Here is a 24,791-nt window from a genome sequence, read left to right on the forward strand (position 1 = left end):
TTGAAGTGGAATATCAATCAAATGAGTGAAATAAGCCAAGCACAACCTGATTACAACTATAAAGTAGTCAGGCAATTTACCATCATGACAATCGTCTGGGGTATTATCGGCATGGGGCTGGGAGTATTTATTGCTGCGCAATTGTTTGCTCCTGCACTTAACTTCGATACACCCTGGCTGACGTTTTCCCGATTAAGACCGTTACATACCAACGCAGTCATTTTCGCTTTCGGCGGATGTGCACTGTTTGCAACGTCTTATTATATTGTTCAGCGTACCAGTCAGGTACGTTTATTCAGCGACAAACTTGCTGCCTTTACCTTTTGGGGCTGGCAGGCCGTTATCGTTCTTGCTGTTGTCACTTTGCCCTTCGGCATTACTTCCAGCAAGGAATACGCTGAACTTGAATGGCCTATCGATATCCTTATCGCGCTGGTCTGGATTGCTTACATCATAAATTTTTTCGGTACCATCATCATTCGTAAGGTATCGCACATTTATGTAGCAAACTGGTTCCTCGGCGCGTTTATGCTTACCGTAGCAGTGCTCCACATCGGTAACAGTATGGCGATTCCGGTTTCCTTCACGAAATCTTATTCACTGTATGCAGGTGCGGTGGATGCCATGATGCAGTGGTGGTATGGACACAATGCGGTTGGCTTTTTCCTGACAGCGGGTTTCCTTGGCATGATGTACTACTTCGTGCCTAAACAGGCGGGACGCCCGGTGTACTCTTACCGCTTATCCATTATTCACTTCTGGGCTCTGATTTCACTATACATCTGGGCCGGTCCTCACCACCTTCACTTCACGGCGCTGCCAGACTGGACGCAGTCCCTGGGTATGGTGATGTCGGTTATTCTGTTCGTGCCCTCCTGGGGCGGCATGATCAACGGGATCATGACATTGTCAGGTGCATGGCACAAGCTGCGTACGGACCCGGTGCTGCGTTTCCTGATTGTTTCATTGTCTTTCTACGGCATGTCGACCTTTGAAGGCCCGATGATGGCCATCAAAACCGTCAATGCGCTGTCTCACTACACCGACTGGACTATCGGTCACGTTCACTCAGGCGCACTGGGCTGGGTAGCCATGGTGTCCATCGGCTCTGTATATCACCTCATTCCTGTATTGTTCGGACAACGTGCAATGTACTCCACCAAACTGGTGAACGTGCACTTCTGGCTGGCTACTATTGGAGTGGTGCTTTACATCGTTGCCATGTGGATGTCCGGTGTACTGCAAGGTCTCATGTGGCGAGCAGTGAACGCCGACGGAACGCTGACCTACAGCTTCGTTGAGTCACTGGAAGCCTCCAAACCCTTCTATGTTGTGCGCTTTATCGGTGGTGTGTTTGTGGTTGCCGGCATGCTGGTGATGGCCTACAACACCTGGAAAACTGTACGTGCGCCCAAGGGCAGCATTGCAGCTGAACCCGCCGCGCAGGCAGCATAAGGAGTCGTTGTTGTGAAGAATCCACATGAAATAATTGAGAAAAACATTGGCCTGATGACTGTGCTTATTCTGATTGCTATCAGTTTTGGTGCTTTAGTTCAAATTTTGCCGCTGATGTTTCAGCAACAGGTACTTGAACCGGTTAAGGGATTAAAACCCTATACAGCACTGCAACTGGAAGGTCGCGATATCTACATCCGTGAAGGGTGTGTTGGCTGTCACAGCCAGATGATTCGTCCGTTCCGTGCCGAAACAGAACGTTACGGCCACTATTCAGTTGCCGGTGAGTCGGTATGGGAGCATCCCTTCCTGTGGGGGTCAAAACGTACCGGTCCTGACCTGGCGCGTGTTGGTGGCCGCTACAGTGACGAATGGCACCGTGTTCACCTGATTAATCCCCGCAACGTGGTACCGGAGTCTAACATGCCCGGTTTCCCGTGGCTGGCAGAGAATACGCTCAGCGGTGAAGATACCGCGAAGAAAATGGAAGTGTTCCGCGGCTTTGGTGTGCCTTACACCGATGATGATATCGCCGGTGCACAGGCGGCAGTAAAGGGTAAAACAGAAATGCAGGCCCTGATTGCTTACCTTCAATCCCTCGGCACATATCTGAACTGATATGGATCAGGGAATAGCGGGCAGCATTTTTACTGTCGTAGTGTTTGTTTGCTTCATTGGTGTGGTCTGGTGGGCGTTCAGCGGTCGCAATAAAAAGCGATTCGACGAAGCGGCCAACCTGCCCTTTGCCGACGAAGTGAAAGAGAAATCTCAAAAGAATAAGCAGGAGTCTTGAACTCATGAGCACGTTTTGGACAATTTGGATCTCAGTGATCACGCTGGGTACCATTATCGGCTGCTTCATCCTGTTACGCTGGGCACTGGCTAATAAAACCGGTGTAGCAGAAGGTGAAGGCATGGGGCACGTCTTCGATGGTATCGAAGAAATTAATAACCAGTTACCCCGCTGGTGGACTATTTTATTTTACGTTTGTATCGTCTGGGGCTTTGTGTACCTCGCTTTGTTCCCGGGATTAGGTGCATGGCAGGGTTTCCTTGGCTGGAAAAGTTCGAACCAGAACATCCAGTCACTGGAAGAATCTGCTCAGGCCCGTGCTGATGCGAAAGAGAACGGATTACTGGTTAAGTACGACCGCGAGCTGGATCAGGCTGCGGAATTGTATGACCCGATTTTCAAAAAATACGCGGCAGTACCGGTTGAAGAACTGGCCAATGATCCTGAAGCAGTCAAAGTAGGACAACGTTTGTTTTTACAAAACTGTTCCCAGTGTCACGGTTCTGATGCAAGAGGCGCCAATGTGGGCTTCCCTAACCTCACCGACGACGACTGGCTTTACGGAGGCAGCGGCGCAAAAATTGTTGAAACCCTTACTCTGGGTCGTCAGGCCGCTATGCCTGCATGGATTGCTTCCATGGGTGAGCAAGGTATCAAAGAGACGGTTGCCTATGTACTCAGTTTGAGTGGCCGGGAACAGGGGCCTGAAATGACTGCGCTGATTGATGACGGAAAAGCCCGCTTTATGGTGTGTGCTGCCTGTCACGGCATGGACGGTAAAGGTAACCAGTTACTCGGGGCGCCGAATCTGACTGATAATATCTGGCTGTACGGTTCTTCTGAACAATCGGTCACTGAAACGCTCACTTACGGCCGGAATGGCGTGATGCCTTCATTCAAGAAAACCCTGGGTGATGACAAAATTCACGTTGTGGCCGCCTACGTGTACAGCCTGTCTAACTGACCCCGGTTAATTACACTGCTGTCATTCAAAAAGCCCTGTTTTCAGGGCTTTTTTGTGTGAAAATACAAACAGAACTTGATGGAAATCATCATAGTAAGTTTCATTTCCTGTAATCTTGCACCTTCAGTTGTGCGCAGTTAAATAAGTGGTGATATGCAGACGCCCTGGTATAAACAATTCTGGCCCTGGTTCCTGATCACGGTACCTGTGCTGACAGTCATTATGAGTGGTTTTCTCATCCATTTTGCCACTTCCGGTGAAGACAGCCTGGTCATTGACGACTATTACAAAGAAGGAAAAGCCATCAATGTGCGTCTGGACAAAGTCGAACGGGCGAAAAAGCTGAATATCACCACCGATCTCACCATTGAAGGAAACCGCGTTGCGCTGAAGTTTCATTCCGGCATTCCCCAATCCGGTGCCGCACTGAAACTGACCTTTTTCCACGTAACCCTGGAATCACTGGATACCGAATTATTACTTACCCGCGATGCCGGTGGTGTGTACCGCGGCACAACAGATACCGTTTTGTCGGGTAAGTGGCGCGTTTCACTCACGCCGCTGGATGAAGAGTGGAAAATCCAGAATACACTCCAATTACCGGCCTCCGGTATCATTAAGTTTAATCCGTGAGCGACGACTTTCTTTGTTACCACTGTGGCGAGCCTAATATACCCGGCAAGCCATTTACTGCATTCGTACTGGAGCAGGAACGCCATTTTTGCTGTCCGGGATGTCAGGCCGTGGCTCAGGCCATTACCGGAAACGGACTGGAAGACTATTACCGCTTCCGCACTGAACCGGCCTCTAAAGGTGATTCAGCATTAAGCGAAACACTGGATAAACTGTCTGTCTATGACGAGCCTGCCTTACAGGAAGAGTTCGTCGTTGATAACGGTAATAACAAGCATATTGAGCTAACCCTTGAAGGCATTACCTGTGCGGCCTGCGGCTGGCTGATTGAAAAGCAATTGTCGCGGATCACCGGTGTCAGCCAGATTGCGGTGAATGTAGCACAGCGACGCGCAGTGGTTATATGGCAACCTGAGGCAGTATCGCTCAGTAGCATCATGGCTACGCTACGGCGTATTGGCTACCCGGCGCTGCCGTTTCAACCGGATCAACATGAAGCATCATACAAAGCGGAAGATAAGCGCTTTTTGAAAAAACTCGGCCTTGCAGGTTTGATGACCATGCAGGTCATGATGCTGGCGGCAGCCCTGTATTTTGATTTGTTCGATGCGATGGATGCACATACACGGTCTTATTTTCACTGGATAGCGCTGGTTCTGACCACACCGGTGGTGCTGTATTCCGGCAGTACGTTTTACGTTGGCGCGCTAAAGGCTTTGTCGACCCGGACCGTGAATATGGATGTACCGGTGAGTATTGCGGTGTTGGGCACCTGGCTGTCCGGTCTGTTTGCAACGGTTACCGGTCGCGGCGAAGTGTATTTTGAATCAGTTTGCATGTTTATTTTCCTGCTTTTACTGAGTCGTTTTCTCGAACACCGGAGCAGGCACCGCGCCGCGCAGATCTCAGCGAATATGTTGCAATATATACCGGTAACCGCTAATCAGGTGGCTGCAGATAACACCGTTACCCAGGTGCTGGCAAAATCGCTCAAAACCGGTGATGCTGTTGTGGTCAAAGCCGGAGAGACCATTCCCGTAGACGGCATTGTGACTGAAGGTGCCAGTGAAACCGATGAATCGATGCTTACCGGCGAGTTTAATCCGGTGCGCAAACAAACCGGCGATACGGTATTCGGGGGTACGGTAAACCGTACCGGCGTAATAACGGTAACTGTCACCAGGGCGTTAAAATTTGCGCTGGTAAATCAGATCATTCGTTTGCAATCCACCGCTATGGCTGCAAAGCCCCGGGTCGCTCTAATGGCTGACCGCTTTTCCAGTTATTTTGTCGCCGTAGTACTGATTACGGCTGCATCCTCATGGGCTTACTGGCACTGGCAGGGTAATGACAATGCATTTTGGATTAGCATCGCGGTACTGGTAGCAACCTGTCCCTGTGCGCTGGGGCTGGCTACGCCATCTGCCCTCACCTGCGCAATGGCAAACCTTAACCGGCATGGCATTTTATTGAAAAGAGCCGATGCACTGGAGCAAATCAACCACGTAGATACCCTGGTGCTGGATAAAACCGGAACGCTGACCGAAGGAAAGTTTGCTCAGATAAACAGCTGGTTTGCTGATCCGGCACGGGAAAGTGAAATCCGGGCTTTAATGGGGGCAATAGAGTCCCGTTCAGAACATCCGGTTGCCGCAGCCTTTGTTTCTGATAACAATCATGCATTAATTCTGAGCCATGTTGACGTTGTGGCAGGTATGGGGATCGGCGCACAATGCAATGGCCGCAGTTATAAAGCCGGTTCAGCGTCTTTCACCGGTATAAATGCCGGCATATCGCCCTTTCCCGCTAACGTGTTTCTCACCGAAAACGATGTGCCCGTAGCCGCTTTTCGTGTAGCAGATAAAATTAAAGCGGATGCCGCAGACAGTCTGAGCAAACTGTCGCAACTGGAGCGGATAATTCTGAGTGGCGATATTCAGCAAAATGTTGACGACATTGCAGCGAATTTACCCGTAGACAAAGCCACAGGCGGGAACAGCCCTGAAGATAAATTAAACGCTGTGACAGCCCTTCAGCGGCAGGGCCGTCATGTCATGATGCTGGGTGATGGGATTAACGACGCACCGGTGATGGCAGCGGCTGATGTTGGCATTGCAGTGGGTAATGCCACGGATATCGCAAAAAGTGCCGCGGATGTGATTTTATTAAATGATAAGCTGGCTGTACTCGGGCACCTCACTCATATGGCCAGAAGAGTAAAAGCGACTGTCAGGCAGAATATGGGATGGGCCATAGGCTACAATCTGGTTATCCTGCCGTTTGCAGTGTCCGGCATTTTGACGCCGTGGATGGCGGTGATAGGTATGAGCCTGAGTAGTATTCTGGTAGTCACTAATTCGACGAGACTGTTAAAGTAACGCTATGAGTATAATTTACGTCCTTATTCCCCTTGCTGTGATCATTGTGGCCATTGCCATCGGCGTATTTTTTTGGGCAGTAAAATCGAACCAGTTTGAAGACCTGGATCGCCAGGGCTACAGTATTCTTTTCGATGATGATTTATCTCCTGAAGAAAAAAAGCTGGCCGAAGAACGAAAAAAACTCAATGAGTGATCTGTCGTTTTTATCTGCCTTGCTGGTCGGGCTGGGCGGAGGCGTTCATTGTGTGGGAATGTGCGGCGGCGTATCGCTGGCACTGTCTGCCGCCACGCCGGCAGGATCATCCCCTTTACCCTATACGCTTAGCTACAACTTTGGTCGTATATTCAGCTACATAGTTGCCGGCGCTGTTACCGGCGGCATCGGGCAGATAGCAAAAGATGCTGTACCGGTGACCGGCCCCGTACTCGCCGTCTTCAGTGGCATCATGCTGATTGCCATGGCCTGTTATCTGGGTAACTGGTGGCGTGGCCTGACCGCTGTTGAAGCTCTCGGCAGTAAACTCTGGCAGAGAATTCAGCCGCTGTCGAAACGGTTTTTACCTTTCAGGTCTCCTATTAGCGCCTTTCCCTATGGTATGATTTGGGGATGGTTGCCCTGTGGACTGGTTTATTCCACCCTGACGTGGGCACTGGCTTCAGGGACGGCAATATCCGGTGCAGTAATCATGGCCGGTTTTGGTTTAGGAACGCTACCGGCGTTGCTGGCTGTCCGGGCTGGTGCAGACTGGCTTTCCTCAGGTTTCAGACAACCCGTAGTTCGTCAGATCATTGCTTTGAGTTTGCTGTTTTACGCATTATTGCTGTTGTGGCGGGCTTTAAGTACTATACAGTAGAATTATCGCAAACAGCGGAAAGTGAGCATGCAAAAACGTTCGGATTTTTCTATACACTGCCAGAATTGCAGTTTCAGCCATCTGTGTCTGCCCTTGGCTCTCAACAAAACTGAGATTGAGTCACTGGATGACATCATTGAACGCAAAAAGCCTTTGCATAAACACGATACCCTGGTAGAAGCCGGTGATAAATTTACCTCTCTGTACGCTGTACGGGCAGGTTCATTTAAGTCTTTTGTCACCGATAAAGAAGGTGAAGAGCAAATTATCAGTTTCCACTTCCCGGGCGATATTATCGGTTTTGACGGTTTACGTGACGACACTCACCAGAGTTACACTCAGGCGCTGGAAACGGCCATGGTGTGTGAACTTCCCTACTCCACTCTTGAAAAAATGTCTGAGCAATTCCCGAAATTGCGCCATCAGATCATGCGCTTTATGAGTGCTGAAATTAAGCAGGATCACGAAATGATGATGCTGCTGAATAAACGGACGGCAGAAGAACGTCTGATTTATTTTATCGCCCATCTGTCCGGTCGGTTTGAAGAACGAGGTTTTTCTCACCGTCAGTTCAATCTGAGTATGACCCGCAACGAAATCGGTAATTATCTCGGTTTAACGGTAGAAACGATCAGCCGCTTGCTGACCCGCTTCCAGAAAGAAGGCATTATCAAAGTAGACGGGAAACTCATTACTGTTCTGGATTTTGCGGCTATGGATAAAAAGCTGCACTCTATGGACATTCCTACCCTTTGCGTGGATTAAGATCCCGTTGAAATATTGATCTGAAACAACGTCTCTCCTGCTGTAAGTCTTATACTAAAGATGAAGGCAGTATTTATTGTCTGCATCAATAAGGAGAGACGCCATGATCACCTGCAAACGTATTCTCGCCGTCGTTCAGGCTGACAAGCCTGAACAACCTGCCCTTTCAAGAGCCATCGAAATTGCCCGTAAAACCGGTGCAGAGGTACACGCACTGCTTGTTGTATACGACTTTTCTTATGACATGACAACAATGCTCACCCGCAGTGAGCGTGAAGCCATGCGTGATGCGGTAACCAAAGACCGCATTGCCTGGGCAGAAAAAAACCTGACCCGCTACGATGATTATGATGTAAAGGTTGCTGTTGAGTGGAGTGATAAACGTTACGAAGCCATTACCCGCTACACCATTAACCGTCAGATTGACCTGGTCGTTAAAGCTACCCGCAAACACGATGATTTTGCATCAGTGCTCTTTACACCAACAGACTGGCACTTACTGAGAAAATGTCCGGCTCCGGTTTTACTTGTCAAAGCCCATGCCTGGCCTGAACACGGTAATATTGTTGCGGCAGTCAATGTGGGTACAGAAGACAAAGAACATGCACAACTGAATGACAAGTTGACCGGTATTGCAAAGGATTATGCAGAGTTACTGAGTGGTCAGGTACATCTGGTTAATGCCTATCCTTCTGCACCACTGAATATTGCCATTGAGATCCCCGATTTCAATCCTGAGACGTATCATAACGCTGTGCGAAACCATCATGTTCAGGAAATGGAAAACCACAGCGCTAAATTTGGGATCGGCGTAGCAAATTGCCATGTTGTTGAGGGATTACCCGATATAGCCATCCCGAAAGTGACTGAACAGCTGGATGCAGAACTCGTCGTAATCGGTACTGTGGGACGTACAGGCTTATCAGCCGCCTTTTTGGGCAATACTGCAGAGCATGTTATTGATAACCTGAATTGCGATGTGCTGGCGGTTAAACCTGACGGGTTTACGTCTCCGGTTAAGTAAATGGGCGATAACGGAATGCTGCTTGTGTAGCAGCATTCCGTCTGCTTTTGTATAATGTTACTTTTATTTTTCCAGCCAATTCTGAAGTGCCATGAATCAAGTAACATCTACGCCATCTGACAACGCCAGTCACAGTGCGCAAAGTAAACAAAAATACAACTTTAACAAGTTGCAGAAAAGACTGCGCAGACATGTTGGCAAAGCCATCGAAGACTTCAATATGATTGAAGACGGCGACAAGGTCATGGTGTGCTTATCCGGCGGAAAAGACAGCTATACGCTGCTGGATATCCTGCTATTTTTACGCAAAATTGCACCGGTCAATTTTGATATCGTCGCGGTTAACCTCGATCAGAAGCAGCCGGGTTTTCCGGAACATGTGTTGCCTGAATACCTGGATTCACTGGGTATTGACTACAAAATTGTGGAAGAAGATACCTATTCCATCGTTAAAGATAAAATCCCTGAAGGGAAAACCACCTGTTCACTGTGTTCCAGATTAAGACGCGGGATCCTGTACCGTACGGCAAAGGAACTCGGCGCAACAAAAATAGCCCTCGGTCATCATCGTGATGATATGCTGGAAACATTGTTTCTGAACATGTTCCATGGCGGAAAACTAAAAGCTATGCCGCCCAAACTGGTAAGTGATAACGGTGAACACATTGTTATTCGCCCGCTGGCTTATTGCAGTGAGAAAGACATTCAGAAATACGCTGACGCCACTGAATTCCCGATCATCCCCTGTAATCTTTGCGGTTCTCAGGAGAATCTGCAGAGGCAGAATATTAAAATGATGCTGCAGGACTGGAATAAGCGTTTTCCGGGTCGCATTGAGTCTATGTTCCGTGCAATTCAGAACGTTGCCCCATCACACCTCGCTGATGGCAATTTGTATGACTTTAAACAAATCAAGGCCACAGGCGCACCGGTAGAAGACGGTGATACAGCCTTCGACAAGCCGGATTTTACCAGTGCGGTCAGTGATGATGCACAATCCCCTGTTCAAATTGTTAATCTGACGGAATAGACCATGAAAATCGGACTCGCACTCGGTGCCGGCGCTGCAAGGGGCTGGACTCATATTGGCATCATTGAAGCACTTGAACGGCTGGGCGTTAAGATAGATGTAGTCGCGGGTTGTTCGATTGGTGCTTACGTGGGCGCTGCCTATGCAAGTGGTAAGCTTGAGCCCCTCAAAGAGTGGGCTTGTTCGTTAACAGAATGGCAAATCCTGTCTTTAATGGGTGTTGGCATCCGCAAAGGTGGCATTGCCAGCGGACAAAAAGTATTTACCAAACTGGCGGAAGAATTTTGCGCCCCGTCTTTTGAAGAGATGAATAAACCCTTTGCTGTGGTTGCCACGGATTTATACTCCGGCCGCGAAGTCATGTTCAACCAGGGGCCCGTTGATAATTGTATTCAGGCATCCTGCGCAATTCCTGCCCTGTTCAGTCCGGTTGAATATAATGGCCGGTGGCTGGTGGATGGTGCTGTCGTCAATCCTGTACCTGTAAACCTTTGCCGTCAACTGGGCGCAGATTTTGTGATTGCGGTGAACCTCAACGCTGATTTCAAGCCTCAGCGCCTGGAAAGACCAGCCGCAGAACATGAAAAAATCCAGAAAAAAACCGACGACTTTTTCTCTAAAGGTTCAAATATTGTCAGGCAGTGGTTTTCACCGGAATCCAGGTCTGACAAACCGGAACCGCCCGGGATCCTGAGTGTCATGAGTAGTTCTCTGGAAATACTGCAAGCCCGCGTGACCCGCTCCAGACTGGCCGGAGATCCGCCTGACGTACTGATAGAACCTCATCTGTCAGATGTAGGACTGATGGAATTTCACCGTGCAGGTGAATTATGTCTGGAAGGGGAAAAAACAGTTAACCGGCTGGCGGAAGAAATTAAATATCAGTTGGTTATTGAAGATAATATCGAAGAAAACACGACAATCGGTACCGCTTCATAGGAAGCGGCTCCTTTACTTTTTCTGCTTTCCGGCTCAGCGCACGGCTTTTGCTGTAATCCGCATTGGCACATCCGGCAAAGTCAGTCCTTTACTTTGTTCTATCCAGTCAGCAGGTAATGTCACGATGCCCATATTGATTGAAGGCGCATCTTTAAGAGGCATGCTGATGTTATCATCGGCAAACTGAATATTCAGGCCGTCGACGGTAGGCATCATGAATGACAGAAAACTGCCCATAGCATTGAAGAATGACTTGTATTGCTCGAGCAGAAATACCAGTTCTTCTTTCGTGTAGGTTTTAGAAAGATAAGCCGGCTTCGTCTCGAGCTGAACAGACATATCACACAGGTTCGCCGCTTCCGCCAAATCAATTTCAACCACTGCTTCTGCCATTTTCAGGATCTTGTCATCAGGGACGGTGAACCGGTTTTCCGGCGAAACAGTGAGTGGCATCACCTGTTTTTCTGTGATGATTTTCGCATCGTTAATACCACACAGATACCCTTCCCCTACACGCACAAAACCAAATGCAAACTGCAGAGCTTGCGTATCTTCACCATCGAGCTTTTTAACATGACTATAGAAACGGCTGTACTCCACCTGAATGGTTTCAGCCGACACCTGAAACATGTTCAGACAAAGAAAGCTTGCTGCCAGTAAAGCCTTTTTCACTACATATAATCCTTGTTATAACGGATCATCGCCTGTAATTCCTCAACATAAGCGACCCCGCGTTCCGAGTAATTCATCAGTCCTTCAGCCAGCGCAACGCCGGTAACAGGAAGCTGATTGCTGCGCAGTGTATTTCGAATATCGCGCAGTTCTTTGTAGGCATAGTGGCGGTTTATATTTCGCATATAGGTATAAGTGGCTTTCGACAGATTCGGGAACCTGGCCACTTCATGATCGAGTCCGTCACTCCGCCGTGACGGGACAAAACCGCATCCTTTTCTGAAACACCACAGTCCGAAGAAGTTATATCCTTCTGTAGCAAAGCGGCTGGTTCCCCATGCAGATTCATTTGCTGCCTGAGCAAGAACCAGTGACACCGGTAAAATATCTACACGACGCATCAGTACCTGAAGTTGATCTGTTAAATCTGCGCCTTCGTCCACTTTATACTCATTGACCAGCCATGCTATACGGTTGGTGTCGTCTTCACTTAACGTTTCACCTAACGATAACTGTCGCTGCAATGTTTGAATATAATGTCGCAAAGATAAAAGATATTCGTTTTGCTTCTCGACTTCAGGCTTGAGATACGAGAAGAATGCTTCCTTTTTTTCCTGAACATTTTCAATCTCTTTGAAGTCCGGTACCGGCTTTCTTGCCTGTTCTGTCACCGGAATGTCCAGAATATCCGGCTCCCGTGAGGACATGATCCAGGCATTGATAACAATTACCAGTAATACGGCAACTGTGATCAGTACAATTTTCATGGTTTCTCTTTTATGCATCGAACGTCGACTCCTGTCCCGCTGATTCGTTAACCTGATGATTTTCCGTAGTATCAAACAGTGTGGTATACAGCATACCAGTCACCACAAAATATAGCGGCATAATCACTAAAAAGGCTAACCCGAATGTAAAAATGCTTAACAGGAACAGTACGAGAAAAATAACAAAAAGAACAATAAACGATAGTATAAATTGATTCACTGCTTTGCAGGATGTGATGATGGCCTGCAATACCCCCAGCTTCTTATCTGCAATCAGAGGTAAGGTAAATGTAGTGGCTACGAAGAGGTACAAACCGGGCAGGATAAGCACTGTCAGTCCTATTTGTACCAGAATTGTGACCAGCAGCTGTGCCAGAGCCAGCGGCAAAACCCAGGATAAATAACGAAATACATCACTGGTTTTAATTCTGTTACCCCTGGCGATATTAACTCCCATCAGTGACAACCCGGCTGACAACGGCGCAACAATCAGGATCATCGCGATATCAAGAATACCCTGTTGTTCAGCGGGCATTGCAGTAAGTTGCTCTATGGGATAGATGCCGGAGATCACCATGGCAAACGCAAACACGACCAGTATGATAAGCGCGCACGCCTGAAAAATCGGCCAGAAGTTACTTTTCAGCAGGTTTACTGATATGGAGGCCAGCTTTCTGAAATCAAATAACCCTTTGCCGTTCAACAGGTTAAAACGGTCATTGTACAAGGCTTTTTTGTTGTCAGGTTGCATATCAGGCACTCAGATACTTCTTTAATTCAATAAGTTGTGGCGATTATACCCCAATGGGCCAGATTGCCTACTACGCTAAGACTAACTTCACAGCCAGCCCGATGAGTAAAACGCCCATGGCCCGGTCGAGCCAGTAGCCTTTTGACCGGATAGCACCTGCAACACGACTGGTGCTGAGCAAATAGGAAAGCAGACAAAACCACACCCCCGTCGCGAACGACAGGTAAAGCCCGTACATTAACCGGATATCTGAAGGCGTTTGTGAGTCAATGATGACAGTAAACAGTGACAGGAAAAATAAAGTGGCCTTAGGGTTAAGGCCATTGGTAAGAAATCCCTGAATGAACGCTTTTTTAGCACTGATAGCCGGCTGTTTAGCGGCGATTTCAGCACCTGCTTCATTGTTTGTCTGTGCAGGACCGCTTCTTAGCGCTCCCGAAGCGAGATATAACAGGTAGGCTGCGGCAATATAGGTAAACGCGGTATACAGCCAGGGGGTGGTTTTCAGAAGTACGCTAATTCCGACGAGTGAGTAAGCCACATGGACCAGAATTGCCAGGCCAATCCCCACACTGGTGAACATGGCTGTCCTGCGACCGTAAGCAACACTGTTACGTACCACTACAGCAAAATCAGGCCCCGGGCTGGCTACTGCCAGCAGGTGTACCAGAGCGATAGTAATAAATTCATCGAAATACGGCGACATTTACAACGTGGCGGTCAGTGATAACTCTTCAAGCAGACTGTCGACAAAGTTAGGAACAACTTTAGACGCCGGGCCGTGGTAAGACTCATCGAACATGTCGCAGCGATCACTGGGTTGAAGATTCAGCTCCACAGTTCTGGCTCCGCTGTCCTTCGCAACCTGCACAAAGCCGGCTGCCGGATAAACCTGACCTGATGTCCCCACTGAGATAAACAAATCCGCTTTAGTCAAAGCCAGGATTATATCGTCCATTTGCAGCGGCATCTCACCAAACCACACAATGTCAGGACGAAGACCTGCAGCAGGTGTGCAACACGGGCAAGGAGTTTGATCATCAAAAGACTCATCCCAGGAGTGAGACTGGCCGGAAACAGTGCAACGGGCTGAGAGTAACTTTCCGTGCATGTGAATCATGCGCTGACTGCCGGCACGCTCGTGAAGGTCGTCCACGTTCTGGGTTACAAGCAGAAAGTCTTTACCAAGCTGCTTTTCAAGCCTGGCCAGTGCACTGTGTGCCGCATTGGGTAACACACCGGGTTCCTGCAGTTGTGCCCGCCGTGCATTATAAAAGCGGTAAACCAGTTCAGGATTTGCGGCAAATGCCTCAGGCGTCGCAACATCCTCAACTTTATGGTTTTCCCATAAGCCATTGCTGTCGCGGAATGTCTTCAAACCGGATTCCGCTGAAATACCTGCCCCGGTTAACACGACGACACGTGGTTTATTGCTCATCATTTAACCTCCACAGGAAAGTGTGAATTTGCTCCCCACTCTGCCCATGCGCCATCATAAACGGATACGTCAGTGGCACCACATAACAGAGCGGCCATGCCGGTAATACATGCTGTAACTCCAGAGCCACAACTGCAGATGATTGGTTTATCAAGGTCGATCCCTTTGTCTGCAAAAATCTGTCTGATTGCTTCCGGTGATTTAAAACGTCCGTTGTCTAATACACATTGAAAAGGCAAATTAAACGCGCCGGGCATGTGACCCCGACGTAGTCCTTGTCTGGGCTCTTCTACTTCGCCATAAAAGCGGGCTTCGCTTCTGGCGTCGATAATCTGGATATCTTGTGAAAGTGCGTTGCTGACTTCTTCAGCATTAACAAACCATTTGCGGGAAGGTGAAGACGGATTGTAAAGTGCATTCCCGCTGTGCGGAGCCGCTCCGGAATCGGGATAGCCCGCTGCTTGCCAGGCTGGCCAGCCGCCGTCTAATACAGTCACTTTATCATGGCCGGCTGCTTTTAGCATCCACCAAAGCCGTGGTGCCGTAAACATGCCACGATTATCATAAACCACAACATCACTATTTTCGGTAATGCCTAAGCTTCCCAGTAATACCGCCAGCGCATCAGGAGAGAGATTTGTATGCGGCAAATCTCCTGTATGGTCACTGCCTTCTTCATCAAGATTAATATCAAGGGCGCCGGGTATAATTTGTGAACCGGTAATATCAGCAGTACCGTTTACAGGATCCGACATAATGGCACGGAGTACGCAAATGGCATTTTCATCAAGAGTTTGCCGAAGTGTACCGGCTGAGATTAAGAATCGATTCATTACGTCCCTGCTTAGAACGGCTGTAAATAAAACTGCACGATTGAATCACTATACGAAGATTCATCCTAAAAATACAGCCAATTATCGTCACAAATTTGAAAATTTACGGATTTAAACTAAGGATGATTGCTAAGAATATGAAGTCATTAAAAAATGGTGCCCGGGGCCGGACTTGAACCGGCACGCTGTTACCAGCGAGGGATTTTAAATCCCTTGTGTCTACCAATTTCACCACCCGGGCCTGGGTTGTCTTTCGACTGGTACAGGTTGGAACCTGCTATCGCTAATGCGATGATGGAGGCGGAACCCGGAGTCGAACCGAGATCCACGGATTTGCAATCCGCTGCATAGCCATTCTGCCATTCCGCCAATTTGGAGCGGGAAACGAGATTCGAACTCGCGACCCCGACCTTGGCAAGGTCGTGCTCTACCAACTGAGCTATTCCCGCATTTTTGCTACAGTTTCAGTTCGCTGCTGCTCTCTGAAACGTGGGGTGCATTCTACCTGCACGGACAAAACTGTCAACAGCAAAAACCATCAAAATACACCTAAATACTTAATTTGCTGTCTGTTTGCTTTTTTTTTATTCGTATTGCACAACATCCAGCCAACCCTTATGGCTTATGACGTCCGGAGAGATGCTTCCAGGCCGCGCCGGTATATACAAGCATGGACCAGACAGACAAAACTGCCGCTATATAAAGCAGAATATGCCCCAGTGTTACCCAATAAATGGGGAAGCCCATAAACGTTTCCAGGCCTGATAACAATCCGATTAATGCCAGCATCTGCGCCATGGTTTTCGCTTTACCGATAAAGCTGACCTTTACCGTATCGCTGTATCCCCGCTGTGCCATCCATTCACGTAACGCAGAAATATAAATTTCGCGCACCATCAAAGCGATAGCCGGCAACGTGATCCACAAAGAACCATAGGTATGGGTAATCATGATCAATGCCGTTGCAACAATGAGCTTATCTGCCACAGGGTCAAGGAAAGCACCGAACGGTGTTGACTGTTTCAGCTTTCTTGCCAGATAACCGTCAAACCAGTCAGTTATGGCCGCGAGCCAGAATACAAATGCACCGGCTTCTTTTGCCCAGCGCCAGTCAAGAAAATACACCACCACGAATACAGGAATAAGCACAACACGAAAAAGCGTGATGATATTTGGTACAGTCCACATATTATTACTTCTCAATTTTCATCAATGACATCACACAGGTAAGCATGGTAACACGTCCCTGATTATTCACCTGCTTAAAGATGCAGATGATCGTAAATGGTTTCCGCCAGCTCAGCACTGATCCCGGGGACGTTTGCAATCTCGTCTTTGCTGGCTTTTTTCAAACCCTGCAGACCGCCCATGTATTTAAGCAGGCTTTGTCTGCGCCTCGCTCCGATACCGGGAATCGATTCAAGACTGGAGGTCGTTTTAACTTTTTGCCGGCGGTTTCTGTGCCCGGTAATGGCAAACCGGTGAGACTCATCCCTGATGTGCTGTATAAGATGCAGCGCAGGTGAGTGACTTTCCATAGGAATGGTTTCATGAGAACCGGCCAGGATAAGCGTCTCCAGTCCGGGTTTCCGGGTTGTGCCTTTCGCCACACCGATAAGCATGGGCTTTTTATCTTCAGGCCAGTCTCCAAAAAATGACTCAGCCTGTGCCAGTTGCCCTTTACCGCCATCAATAAAAAGGATGTCAGGAATTTTACTGACTTCTTTGACGTTCTTATAGCGGCGTCTCAGCGCCTGAGCCATCGCAGCGTAATCGTCACCCGGCGTTATACCTTCAATATTGTACCGGCGATAGTCGCTTTTATGGGGCCCTTCACGGTTAAACACCACACAGGACGCCACGGTTTGCTGACCGGATGTATGACTGATGTCGAAACATTCCATACGCTGTACCGGCGTATCAAGTTCAAGAATATCCTCCAGGTCCAGGTACCTGGCATGCACAGACTTCTGCTGACTGTACTGGGCATCCAGTGCGTTTACTGCATTGGTTTGAGCCAGTTTCAGATACCGGCGCTTTTCTTCCCGTGCACCTTTAAATATCTTAACTTTGCGTTTTGCTTCTTCGCATAACACATCAAGAATACTGTCTTCTTCGGTTAATGCACGTGGCAACACAATTTGTTTAGGAATAATTTTATTGCCTGAAAGATAAAACTGCAGAAAGAAGGACTCAAAGATTTCATCTTCACTGGCAGATGCAGGCACTTTAGGGAAATAGGCTTTCGAGCCCAGCAACTGACTGTCGCGGATAAACATAACCTGAATGCACGCCATATTCCCCCGCACTGCGAAGCCGAAAACATCCATTTCATCCTGTGTACCGGACACCCATTGCTGTTCCTGCACTTTACGCAGTACATTTATCTGGTCACGGTAACGTGCAGCAGCTTCGAAATTCAGTTGCTCACTGGCCTTTTCCATTTTATCAACCAGCGTGCCGATGACCTGCTGATTTTTCCCGTTCAGAAATAAGCGCGCAAGCTGGACCTGCTCCTGATATTCCTCATCACTGACATAGCCTTCCACACAAGGGGCGCTGCAACGCTGCATTTGATATTGCAGGCAGGGACGGCTGCGGGAACGGTAATAACTGTCTTCGCACTGTCTTACCGGGAAAATCTTTTGCATGGTACGCAGGCTTTCGCGAACAGCCCATGCACTGGGATAAGGGCCGAAATATTCACCTTTCTTTTTTTGCGGGCCCCGGTGAAAAGACAACCTGGGATGCTCGTGGGCAGAGAGGAAAATAAACGGATAAGACTTATCATCCCGCATGACCACGTTATAACGGGGTTTGTACTTCTTAATGAAGTTATTTTCCAGCAGAAACGCTTCGGTTTCACTGTTCACCACAGTGACGTCCATTGAGGCAATGTTCGCCACCAGAGAACGGGTTTTAGCGTTATCTACGTTTTTGCGGAAATAACTGGATACGCGGTTTTTAAGATTCTTTGCTTTACCGACATAAATCACATCGCCCAGCTCGTTGTACATCCGGTAGACACCGGGCTGACTGGTCAGGTTTTTAAGAAACGCGTTGTGATCAAATGCCGGCATTGAAATTAAAGCAAATTAGAATCGATGAGTTTGTGTCGTAGCGCCAGGTGAGTCAGTTCCACATCAGTAGATACCCCCAGCTTTTCAAACATCCGGTAGCGGTAACTGTTAACAGTTTTCGGGTTAATACAAAGTTCGCTGGCGATTTCAGGTACCTTCTGACCTTTGGTCAGACGCATAGCAATATTCAGCTCACGGGTAGAAAGCGAATCGAAAGGATTGTCGCTTTCCGGAGTAATACGCCGCATAGCAATACTTTCAGCGATGTCCGCAGGCAGATACTTCTGACCGGAATGTACCTTGTAGATAGCCCGGATCATCTCTTCCGGATCAGCGTCTTTGGTTAAAAATCCGAATGCACCAAGTTGCATAACCTGCGTGGGAATGGGGTGTTCTGTATGCATAGACAAACAAATCACCCGCGTATTCTCAGACATTCGTACAATTTTTTTAGTGGCTTCCAGTCCGCCCATGCCGGGCATATTGACGTCCATCAGGACAATGTCGGGCGCATCAGTTCTGCAATGTTTAACAGCGTCTTCCCCGTTTTTCGACTCGGCTACGACTTTAAAGTCGGATACATCGTCCAGAATACGTCGAATCCCTGTTCTGACCAGTTCATGGTCATCTGCCAGGATAATCTTAATCACGTTTTTTTGCTCACTGAATCATCGTTATTATTGATTTGATTAGCGGTCTGTTTACCACCACGGGCATAATAACATGATATCTGCGGCTGTGAACATGCTGCCGTCAGAAAGGCGATCAAAGCTGTGGTAAATCAAACCACAATGCTTCTGTGTCAGTCCCGGCAGTGAGTTTAAGCATGTCATTCTGATAGACGCCGATGCCGTCACCGGCTGAAAATTCATCACCTTCCAGTGTCAGGTCACCTTTAATCAGATGCAGATAGCCAAGCCGGCTGCCTGTTGACAATGTAATGCCCTCACCTTCTTTTAATATTAAGCGGTGTAACGACATGTCCTGATGTACCTTTACTGTACCGTCAGCACCGTCCGGTGTCACCAGAGCTGTGAGCGCCCCTTCCTGAGCGATGGTTTTCTGTTCATAACCCGGCGCGATACCTGTTTCTGCAGGCTGCACCCAAATTTGTAAAAAGTGTACCGGGTCAGTTTGCGACGCATTGTATTCGGAATGCCGGATCCCTGTACCGGCAGACATGCGTTGAATGTCTCCGGCCGGAATCGTATCACTGTTCCCTGTACTGTCTTTATGTGCCAGCGCACCACGGGTTACATAAGAAATAATTTCCATATCGCGGTGACCATGTGTATCGAAACCGCGTCCCGGCGCGACGCTATCGTCATTAATGACTCTGAGTACCGAAATTCCCATGTGCTCAGCATCATAGTAGCGGCCAAAGGAAAAGGTATGTTTTGATTGCAGCCAGCCAAAATCAGCTTTGCCTCTGGCATCTGCTCTGCGAATGTAACGCATACTAATACTCCGGAAAAATTGGACAGGCCTAGTGTAGTCCTGTTAACCGGGATTAATACTCCATTATCTACAACGAAATGTTCTATTTATTAGAACTAATAGTGAGCAGCAATTCGCCAACATGCTTTATCACCTCGCCTGAGGTGGCAAAATTAAGCCGGACAAAACCGGGAGAACGAAAGTCGGCCCCGTCATTGGCAGCAATGCCGGTACGTTTGAACAGGTAGTCAGCGGCAACGCCCGGAGCAACATGATTCAGATAATCGCGAAGATCCAGCCAAAGAAAAAAGGTCGACTGAGGTATGCAGGCGAGTAACGATGAGTTGTGCAGTAGTCTGGTCAGAAGAGCGCGGTTTTCACTGATCTTTTCTTCCATAGTCTGCAGCCACAAATCGTTAAGCTCGTCGTATGCCAGAATTAGTGCCTGTCTTGCCAGTGCGCCTGCAAACAAGTGGGAACGGGTGATCGATGCGCGGATCGTATCCCGCCATTGCTGATTAACAATGATGGCGTAGGCTGCCGCCGGAACATGGGCGAGATTGTAGGATTTAGATGGCGATTGCAGCACAATGATATTGTTTTGAAATGCTTCCCCGATACTGGCCAGAGAAACAAATTCGTTTCCTTCAGCAATAAAACCGCGGTGCACCTCGTCACAAATTAGCGGAATGTTTCTTTGAGTACACCACTCAGCCAGCGCCTCCAGTTCGTCCCGTTGCCAGAGCCGGCCGGTTGGATTATGGGGATTACAGAACAATACAGCAGATAAGTCATCCGGTAGTGACGATAAATCCATGTGAACATTGCCGTCGCTGATATCCAACGTCAGCGGGCAAATTTTGCGTTGTGTTTTTTCTGTCACGGCGAAAAACGGCCCGTAAGAGGGTATGAATATACCTACCTTATCGCCGGGCCGCGTCAGAGATTCCAGTGCAATACCCATTGCAGCGATAATACTGCAGCAATCGACAATGGAAGATTCATCTATATATTCCCCTCTCCGCCAGTGCCACTGACTGACAGCAGCAGTAACAGCAAGTTGCTGATAACCAAAATGTGACGACAGGAAGTGGGAAAGGCCATGGTTTACCATCTCCGGTGGCGGAAAATCCGTATCCGCCACCCACATGGGAAATACCGGTCTATCAGACGCGCCATAACGGTTTGTCACATCATCAAATTTAAGCGAACCACTGTTAAACCGCTGCTGAAATTCCTGCACTATCTTATCCGTTCAAAGACATTAAATTCAGATAATGAATGCTGGTATTTTCTCTTTGTTTCTCTTATCACAAAGGGAATATCCTGCGGGGCAGCCACACGACGGAAATCATCACCTAAGGCTTGCTCCAGTGCCATCGTCGACGTGAGTGTTTCACCATTCGCGTCTTTATAGCCACCGAGCCAGTTTTCTCTTGCAGTGTATTCTTCTAACCAGGTAAACGGCGATGCAATGATCAGCAATCCTCCCGGGTTTAACCGTTCACGAATGCTTTCGAGTAACCGGGCCGGTTCGTAAACACGGTCAATAAGATTGCTCATAAGGATAAGATCATAACCGGTAAACTGAGGCTTCAGGTTACAGGCATCGCCCTGTGCAAAATGCACTCTGTCTTTATTTTCGGCGAGGCCCAGGTCTGCCAGTTTTGCCACTTTAAATTCAGTCAACTCGCCTTCTTCAATCAGGTTGTAACGGATCTCACCGTGTTCCTGCATGGCAAAAGCGGTCTTAATAAAGCGTGCAGAAAAATCGATACCGTCAACATGATCGAAGTACTTAGCCAGCTCAAATGAAGCGCGGCCTGTTGCACATCCCAAATCTAACGCTCTGGCTTTGGGTTTTGCACCGGTAAACTGCATGGCAAAAGCTACAGATGCGGCACCAAAATTTGGTACACCGTAATACGTACTGCCATAGTGGAATTCACTGTACTGTGATACCTGCGTGTCACTCTCGTAATCGAGATCGTTCACTTTACTTACCTCGGTAGATTCAACATAACGGAAACCCGCGTGCTGGAAAAAATGGCGACGGAAGGCATAACGACTGTGTGCCATGGCTTCATTTCCCGTCGAAATCCATGAACCACCTTTAAATAAATTGTGTTTATTGTCAAAAGTCGGCGTGGTGAAATCATCATACAGAGGATGCACCTTAAAACCGTCGAAGGGATAGATGGGCGTTTCTGTCCACTGCCACACATTGCCCGCTATATCGTAAAAACCACCCAGTGAGAACAGGTTCACCGGTGTTGATGATGCACCATGATGCAGACCTGTGTTCCACTCTTCGCGCCATAATGACTCTTTCATCCCTGCGTGTTCGCATAAACGCAGCCACTCATCTTCTACCGGTAACTGAATATGCTTGCCTGTGCGCTTTGACAGCCAGTTACAAAAGGCCTTAGCCTCATGGTAATTAACGTCTACAGGCCAGTCTTCCGGCAACGGAATTTCTGTTGCCAGCGTGCGGTAAACATAGCTATTTCCCTGTTCCCGCCAGAATACAGGGTGTCTGGCGCCAGTATAGGACAGCCATTGCCTGCCTTCCTCTTCCCACAATTGGGGCTGAGCGTAACCACCATCTTTCACAAACGCGAGAAATTCACCGTTACTGACCAGATACTGTGACGCAGAAAAAGGTTTTACTTCTGCACTGTGCTCACCGTATTCGTTGTCCCAGCCATAGTAGTCTGCGTTAAATGGTTTACCTGCTGAGACGTTTCCGCCGGGCACGGGAAGCAAAGTATTCTCAGGAGCTTCACCGGACTCCGGATACGGTGCCCATTCCGGTTGGGGTTGTACGAATCGCAGGGGTAACTGGCGAATGAGAACAGAAGACGTTTCAAGGTGAATGCCTTCATGCTCAATGCCCATCAGTACAGGCCACATGGGGCTTTCCCAGTCTATGGGTAATGAAAAATCCATCGTCAGAATCAAGTCGCTGACCAGGCGTCTTACCTGAGCGCGGTAGGCAGTGACTTCTTCAACGGCAGGCCAGTCGTAATGAGCGTCATTGAGGTCATCCCAACTCATCTCATCGACACCGATGGCGAACAAAGATTCAAAATCAGGATTGATACGGTCATTAATAAGTTTCGCCAGTACCAGTTTATTAATGAAAAACGTGGCAGTATGACCGTAATAGAAAATAAGCGGGTGACGTAATTTTTCCGGCCGCTGATAGTAAGCGTCGTCTGATTTTAATAACGAGAAAAGACTTTCGTAACGGTCAAAAGACTGTTGAAAATAAGCCAAGATTTCTTTTCTTTTTTCTTCAACAGTTCCCTGTTTCAGATGTGGTGTATGAAGAGCGTTCATGAAAACCCCGGATGGTGAATTTTTATTAGGTGTATCTCTGTTATGATTTCTTTGTTTAGCATCGAGGCCGGTACCTGACAACACTGGCGGGAGCCATCTGATCTTTTGTACAGAAAACAGTAACAGAATTCCAGACCTTACCGTGGGAATACGGAAAGAGCACCACTGAGATCAATGAATTAAATGTAATGGAATTGTGTGACCGGAAAGTTGCAACCGTTTAAACAGTGCGAAAAGTAAAAAGGCCCGCTTAAATTAGCGGGCCTTTTTGGAATGTGGCGGAGAGAGAGGGATTCGAACCCCCGGAAGGTTTGACCCTTCGCCTGATTTCAAGTCAGGTGCATTCAGCCGGACTCTGCCATCTCTCCGTTAAGTGGTGCGTATCATAATGATTTTATCGTGATTGAAAAGCACTATTTCAAATAAAATCAATCAAGTGCGCAATATGCAAACAATCTGCTCAGAATTTGACATCACTCTGGCTAAAGCGATTATTTCCTGAACAGGCTGATATCTTTATGCGATTGCACATGGAACAATGACCGCCATTTAAAAGCAAAAAAGCCCGCTTAGATAAGCGGGCTTTTTCTGAATATGGCGGAGAGAGAGGGATTCGAACCCCCGGAAGGTTTGACCCTTCGCCTGATTTCAAGTCAGGTGCATTCAGCCGGACTCTGCCATCTCTCCGAGAAGTGATGCGTATCTTAATGATATTTTTTTGCCTGTAAAGCGTTAATTTTAAAAAAGCCTTTAACCGGTTAGCTTTTAATCAACATATTAATAAATAACAGGCTGTTGATGATTAATGCAGCACAGTGACATGTCTGTTTACAGTTTGGGTTTGAAAGCACTTGAAAAATGGAACCAAAACCCATACAAATGACCTAAGATAATGTTACCAGGCTTTTCTGGTGTTTACAGTCCTATTGGAGGAAACAATGGATCAACGTTCGATGTATGCAGGTGCATCTCAACAGTCAGTACTGCAAACAAATAAGGTATTGCGCAATACTTATATGTTGCTGGCTATGACACTGGCATTTAGTGCAGTGTGTGCCGGTATCGCTATGGCGGTTGGCATCTCTCCTATGATGTCGTTAGTCATGACCATCGGTGCGTTTATTACCTTATTCGTGGTTCAGCGTAAGGCTGAATCTGCATCCGGTATCTACTGGGTGTTTGCTTTTACCGGTTTGATGGGTGCATCACTGGGTTATACTCTTAACTTTTATTTAGGTGTAGCGGGTCCCGGCCTTATTATGCAGGCATTAGGTGCAACAGCTCTGGTATTCTTTGCATTGTCAGGTTATGCACTTACCACTAAGAAAGATTTTTCTTTCCTTGGCGGATTCCTGCTGGTAGGTCTGGTGGTTGCTGTAGTCGCCGGTATTGCGAATATCTTCTTCATGGTACCTGCGGTATCACTGGCAATCAGTGCTGCTATCGTGTTCATCATGTCTGGTTTCATCCTGTTTGATACCAGCCGCATTGTTAACGGTGGTGAGACAAACTACATCCGAGCAACCGTTGCAATGTACCTGAACATCTACAACCTGTTCACTTCTATCCTGCACTTACTGGGTGCGTTTGGTGGTGATGATTAATTAAAAGGCTTATTGCCTGAGGAAAACAC

25 protein-coding genes and 5 tRNA genes are annotated in these 24,791 nt (G+C 47.9%); 13 read left to right on the forward strand and 17 right to left on the reverse strand.

The genetic code is table 11. From position 1 onward, the window contains the following. Positions 1-21: 21 nt before the first annotated feature. The 12 genes from ccoN to rssA all read left to right on the forward strand — a co-directional run bounded on the left by ccoN (position 22) and on the right by rssA (position 10,838). Complete coding sequence (ccoN, locus tag DS731_RS11095) at positions 22-1,455, forward strand: cytochrome-c oxidase, cbb3-type subunit I (RefSeq protein WP_119503393.1); 1,434 nt, start codon at positions 22-24, stop codon at positions 1,453-1,455. A 12-nt stretch (positions 1,456-1,467) separates the two neighbouring features. Further along, positions 1,468-2,073 carry a cytochrome-c oxidase, cbb3-type subunit II gene (gene ccoO, locus DS731_RS11100; protein WP_119501392.1) on the forward strand — a complete coding sequence of 202 codons (606 nt, stop codon included), beginning with the start codon at positions 1,468-1,470 and terminating at the stop codon, positions 2,071-2,073. A 1-nt stretch (position 2,074) separates the two neighbouring features. After that, positions 2,075-2,248: a cbb3-type cytochrome oxidase subunit 3 gene (locus tag DS731_RS11105; protein ID WP_119501393.1), complete on the forward strand. Its 174-nt coding sequence runs from the start codon at positions 2,075-2,077 to the stop codon at positions 2,246-2,248. A gap of 4 nt (positions 2,249-2,252) precedes the next feature. Then, positions 2,253-3,212, forward strand: coding sequence for a cytochrome-c oxidase, cbb3-type subunit III (ccoP, locus tag DS731_RS11110; RefSeq protein ID WP_119501394.1), 960 nt, complete (start codon positions 2,253-2,255; stop codon positions 3,210-3,212). A gap of 153 nt (positions 3,213-3,365) precedes the next feature. Then, positions 3,366-3,845 (forward strand): FixH family protein, encoded by a 480-nt coding sequence (locus tag DS731_RS11115; RefSeq protein ID WP_119501395.1) that lies wholly within the window; start codon positions 3,366-3,368, stop codon positions 3,843-3,845. Next, positions 3,842-6,223 (forward strand): heavy metal translocating P-type ATPase, encoded by a 2,382-nt coding sequence (locus DS731_RS11120; protein WP_119501396.1) that lies wholly within the window; start codon positions 3,842-3,844, stop codon positions 6,221-6,223. The genes DS731_RS11115 and DS731_RS11120 overlap by 4 nt, the downstream gene beginning before the upstream one ends. 4 nt (positions 6,224-6,227) lie before the next feature. Beyond that, a complete protein-coding gene (gene ccoS / locus DS731_RS11125; protein WP_119501397.1) occupies positions 6,228-6,419 on the forward strand; it encodes a cbb3-type cytochrome oxidase assembly protein CcoS in 192 nt (63 codons plus the stop codon). Continuing rightward, positions 6,412-7,080 (forward strand): sulfite exporter TauE/SafE family protein, encoded by a 669-nt coding sequence (locus DS731_RS11130; RefSeq protein WP_119501398.1) that lies wholly within the window; start codon positions 6,412-6,414, stop codon positions 7,078-7,080. Before ccoS ends, DS731_RS11130 begins: the two co-directional genes overlap by 8 nt. 27 nt (positions 7,081-7,107) lie before the next feature. After that, positions 7,108-7,845, forward strand: a complete 738-nt coding sequence (gene fnr, locus DS731_RS11135; protein WP_119501399.1) for a fumarate/nitrate reduction transcriptional regulator Fnr — start codon at positions 7,108-7,110, stop codon at positions 7,843-7,845. A gap of 103 nt (positions 7,846-7,948) precedes the next feature. Next, positions 7,949-8,869, forward strand: a complete 921-nt coding sequence (uspE, locus tag DS731_RS11140; RefSeq protein WP_119501400.1) for a universal stress protein UspE — start codon at positions 7,949-7,951, stop codon at positions 8,867-8,869. A 91-nt stretch (positions 8,870-8,960) separates the two neighbouring features. Further along, positions 8,961-9,899, forward strand: a complete 939-nt coding sequence (ttcA, locus tag DS731_RS11145) for a tRNA 2-thiocytidine(32) synthetase TtcA (protein ID WP_119501401.1) — start codon at positions 8,961-8,963, stop codon at positions 9,897-9,899. Between the two features lie 3 nt (positions 9,900-9,902). Then, positions 9,903-10,838 carry a patatin-like phospholipase RssA gene (gene rssA, locus DS731_RS11150; RefSeq protein ID WP_119501402.1) on the forward strand — a complete coding sequence of 312 codons (936 nt, stop codon included), beginning with the start codon at positions 9,903-9,905 and terminating at the stop codon, positions 10,836-10,838. Positions 10,839-10,871: 33 nt separating this feature from the next. Here the strand turns inward: rssA and DS731_RS11155 are convergent, their stop codons facing one another. The 17 genes from DS731_RS11155 to DS731_RS11235 form a co-directional block, all read right to left on the reverse strand. Then, the gene (locus DS731_RS11155) at positions 10,872-11,510 is read right to left on the reverse strand and encodes a DUF2987 domain-containing protein (protein ID WP_232373347.1); all 639 of its coding nucleotides are present in this window, start codon (positions 11,508-11,510) and stop codon (positions 10,872-10,874) included. Continuing rightward, positions 11,510-12,295, reverse strand: coding sequence for a glucosaminidase domain-containing protein (locus tag DS731_RS11160; protein WP_119501403.1), 786 nt, complete (start codon positions 12,293-12,295; stop codon positions 11,510-11,512). The genes DS731_RS11155 and DS731_RS11160 overlap by 1 nt, the downstream gene beginning before the upstream one ends. After that, a complete protein-coding gene (locus DS731_RS11165) occupies positions 12,288-13,037 on the reverse strand; it encodes a hypothetical protein (protein WP_119501404.1) in 750 nt (249 codons plus the stop codon). The genes DS731_RS11160 and DS731_RS11165 overlap by 8 nt, the downstream gene beginning before the upstream one ends. A 61-nt stretch (positions 13,038-13,098) precedes the next feature. After that, a complete protein-coding gene (locus DS731_RS11170) occupies positions 13,099-13,734 on the reverse strand; it encodes a LysE family translocator (RefSeq protein ID WP_119501405.1) in 636 nt (211 codons plus the stop codon). Beyond that, complete coding sequence (gene cobB / locus DS731_RS11175; RefSeq protein WP_119501406.1) at positions 13,735-14,469, reverse strand: Sir2 family NAD+-dependent deacetylase; 735 nt, start codon at positions 14,467-14,469, stop codon at positions 13,735-13,737. Then, positions 14,466-15,299, reverse strand: a complete 834-nt coding sequence (locus DS731_RS11180) for a sulfurtransferase (RefSeq protein WP_119501407.1) — start codon at positions 15,297-15,299, stop codon at positions 14,466-14,468. The genes cobB and DS731_RS11180 overlap by 4 nt, the downstream gene beginning before the upstream one ends. Before the next feature lie 154 nt (positions 15,300-15,453). Beyond that, a tRNA-Leu gene (locus tag DS731_RS11185) sits at positions 15,454-15,540 on the reverse strand. A 54-nt stretch (positions 15,541-15,594) separates the two neighbouring features. Beyond that, positions 15,595-15,668 (reverse strand) — tRNA-Cys (locus DS731_RS11190). Between the two features lie 4 nt (positions 15,669-15,672). Continuing rightward, positions 15,673-15,748 (reverse strand) — tRNA-Gly (locus DS731_RS11195). Positions 15,749-15,914: 166 nt separating this feature from the next. Next, positions 15,915-16,487 carry a CDP-diacylglycerol--glycerol-3-phosphate 3-phosphatidyltransferase gene (pgsA, locus tag DS731_RS11200; protein ID WP_119501408.1) on the reverse strand — a complete coding sequence of 191 codons (573 nt, stop codon included), beginning with the start codon at positions 16,485-16,487 and terminating at the stop codon, positions 15,915-15,917. Between the two features lie 74 nt (positions 16,488-16,561). Beyond that, entirely contained in the window at positions 16,562-18,379 is a 1,818-nt protein-coding gene (gene uvrC, locus DS731_RS11205) for an excinuclease ABC subunit UvrC (protein WP_119501409.1), read from the reverse strand. Between the two features lie 5 nt (positions 18,380-18,384). Then, entirely contained in the window at positions 18,385-19,029 is a 645-nt protein-coding gene (gene uvrY / locus DS731_RS11210) for a UvrY/SirA/GacA family response regulator transcription factor (RefSeq protein ID WP_119501410.1), read from the reverse strand. 115 nt (positions 19,030-19,144) lie between these two features. Further along, positions 19,145-19,837, reverse strand: a complete 693-nt coding sequence (locus DS731_RS11215) for a pirin family protein (protein WP_119501411.1) — start codon at positions 19,835-19,837, stop codon at positions 19,145-19,147. Between the two features lie 82 nt (positions 19,838-19,919). After that, entirely contained in the window at positions 19,920-21,059 is a 1,140-nt protein-coding gene (locus tag DS731_RS11220; protein WP_119501412.1) for an aminotransferase class I/II-fold pyridoxal phosphate-dependent enzyme, read from the reverse strand. Continuing rightward, the gene (ovoA, locus tag DS731_RS11225) at positions 21,059-23,158 is read right to left on the reverse strand and encodes a 5-histidylcysteine sulfoxide synthase (RefSeq protein ID WP_119501413.1); all 2,100 of its coding nucleotides are present in this window, start codon (positions 23,156-23,158) and stop codon (positions 21,059-21,061) included. The genes DS731_RS11220 and ovoA overlap by 1 nt, the downstream gene beginning before the upstream one ends. Before the next feature lie 276 nt (positions 23,159-23,434). Beyond that, positions 23,435-23,526 (reverse strand) — tRNA-Ser (locus tag DS731_RS11230). 227 nt (positions 23,527-23,753) lie between these two features. After that, positions 23,754-23,845: transfer RNA gene (locus DS731_RS11235), tRNA-Ser, on the reverse strand. Positions 23,846-24,096: 251 nt separating this feature from the next. Here DS731_RS11235 and DS731_RS11240 point away from each other — a divergent pair. Further along, positions 24,097-24,762 (forward strand): Bax inhibitor-1/YccA family protein, encoded by a 666-nt coding sequence (locus tag DS731_RS11240; protein WP_119501414.1) that lies wholly within the window; start codon positions 24,097-24,099, stop codon positions 24,760-24,762. Positions 24,763-24,791: the final 29 nt, after the last annotated feature.

The sequence above is a fragment of the Alteromonas sp. RKMC-009 genome (assembly GCF_003584565.2).
Lineage (GTDB): Bacteria > Pseudomonadota > Gammaproteobacteria > Enterobacterales > Alteromonadaceae > Alteromonas.

Coding starts and splice junctions, on each gene's coding strand:
- DS731_RS11240 (WP_119501414.1), top strand. CDS start 24,097: ATGGATCAACGTTCGATGTATGCAGGTGCATCTCAACAGTCAGTACTG.
- DS731_RS11115 (WP_119501395.1), top strand. CDS start 3,366: ATGCAGACGCCCTGGTATAAACAATTCTGGCCCTGGTTCCTGATCACG.
- DS731_RS11215 (WP_119501411.1), bottom strand. CDS start 19,837: ATGCGTTACATTCGCAGAGCAGATGCCAGAGGCAAAGCTGATTTTGGC.
- DS731_RS11160 (WP_119501403.1), bottom strand. CDS start 12,295: ATGCATAAAAGAGAAACCATGAAAATTGTACTGATCACAGTTGCCGTA.
- DS731_RS11180 (WP_119501407.1), bottom strand. CDS start 15,299: ATGAATCGATTCTTAATCTCAGCCGGTACACTTCGGCAAACTCTTGAT.
- ttcA (WP_119501401.1), top strand. CDS start 8,961: ATGAATCAAGTAACATCTACGCCATCTGACAACGCCAGTCACAGTGCG.
- ccoP (WP_119501394.1), top strand. CDS start 2,253: ATGAGCACGTTTTGGACAATTTGGATCTCAGTGATCACGCTGGGTACC.
- fnr (WP_119501399.1), top strand. CDS start 7,108: ATGCAAAAACGTTCGGATTTTTCTATACACTGCCAGAATTGCAGTTTC.
- cobB (WP_119501406.1), bottom strand. CDS start 14,469: ATGATGAGCAATAAACCACGTGTCGTCGTGTTAACCGGGGCAGGTATT.
- ccoN (WP_119503393.1), top strand. CDS start 22: ATGAGTGAAATAAGCCAAGCACAACCTGATTACAACTATAAAGTAGTC.
- rssA (WP_119501402.1), top strand. CDS start 9,903: ATGAAAATCGGACTCGCACTCGGTGCCGGCGCTGCAAGGGGCTGGACT.
- DS731_RS11130 (WP_119501398.1), top strand. CDS start 6,412: ATGAGTGATCTGTCGTTTTTATCTGCCTTGCTGGTCGGGCTGGGCGGA.
- ccoS (WP_119501397.1), top strand. CDS start 6,228: ATGAGTATAATTTACGTCCTTATTCCCCTTGCTGTGATCATTGTGGCC.
- uvrC (WP_119501409.1), bottom strand. CDS start 18,379: ATGCCGGCATTTGATCACAACGCGTTTCTTAAAAACCTGACCAGTCAG.
- pgsA (WP_119501408.1), bottom strand. CDS start 16,487: ATGTGGACTGTACCAAATATCATCACGCTTTTTCGTGTTGTGCTTATT.
- uspE (WP_119501400.1), top strand. CDS start 7,949: ATGATCACCTGCAAACGTATTCTCGCCGTCGTTCAGGCTGACAAGCCT.
- ovoA (WP_119501413.1), bottom strand. CDS start 23,158: ATGAACGCTCTTCATACACCACATCTGAAACAGGGAACTGTTGAAGAA.
- DS731_RS11105 (WP_119501393.1), top strand. CDS start 2,075: ATGGATCAGGGAATAGCGGGCAGCATTTTTACTGTCGTAGTGTTTGTT.
- DS731_RS11170 (WP_119501405.1), bottom strand. CDS start 13,734: ATGTCGCCGTATTTCGATGAATTTATTACTATCGCTCTGGTACACCTG.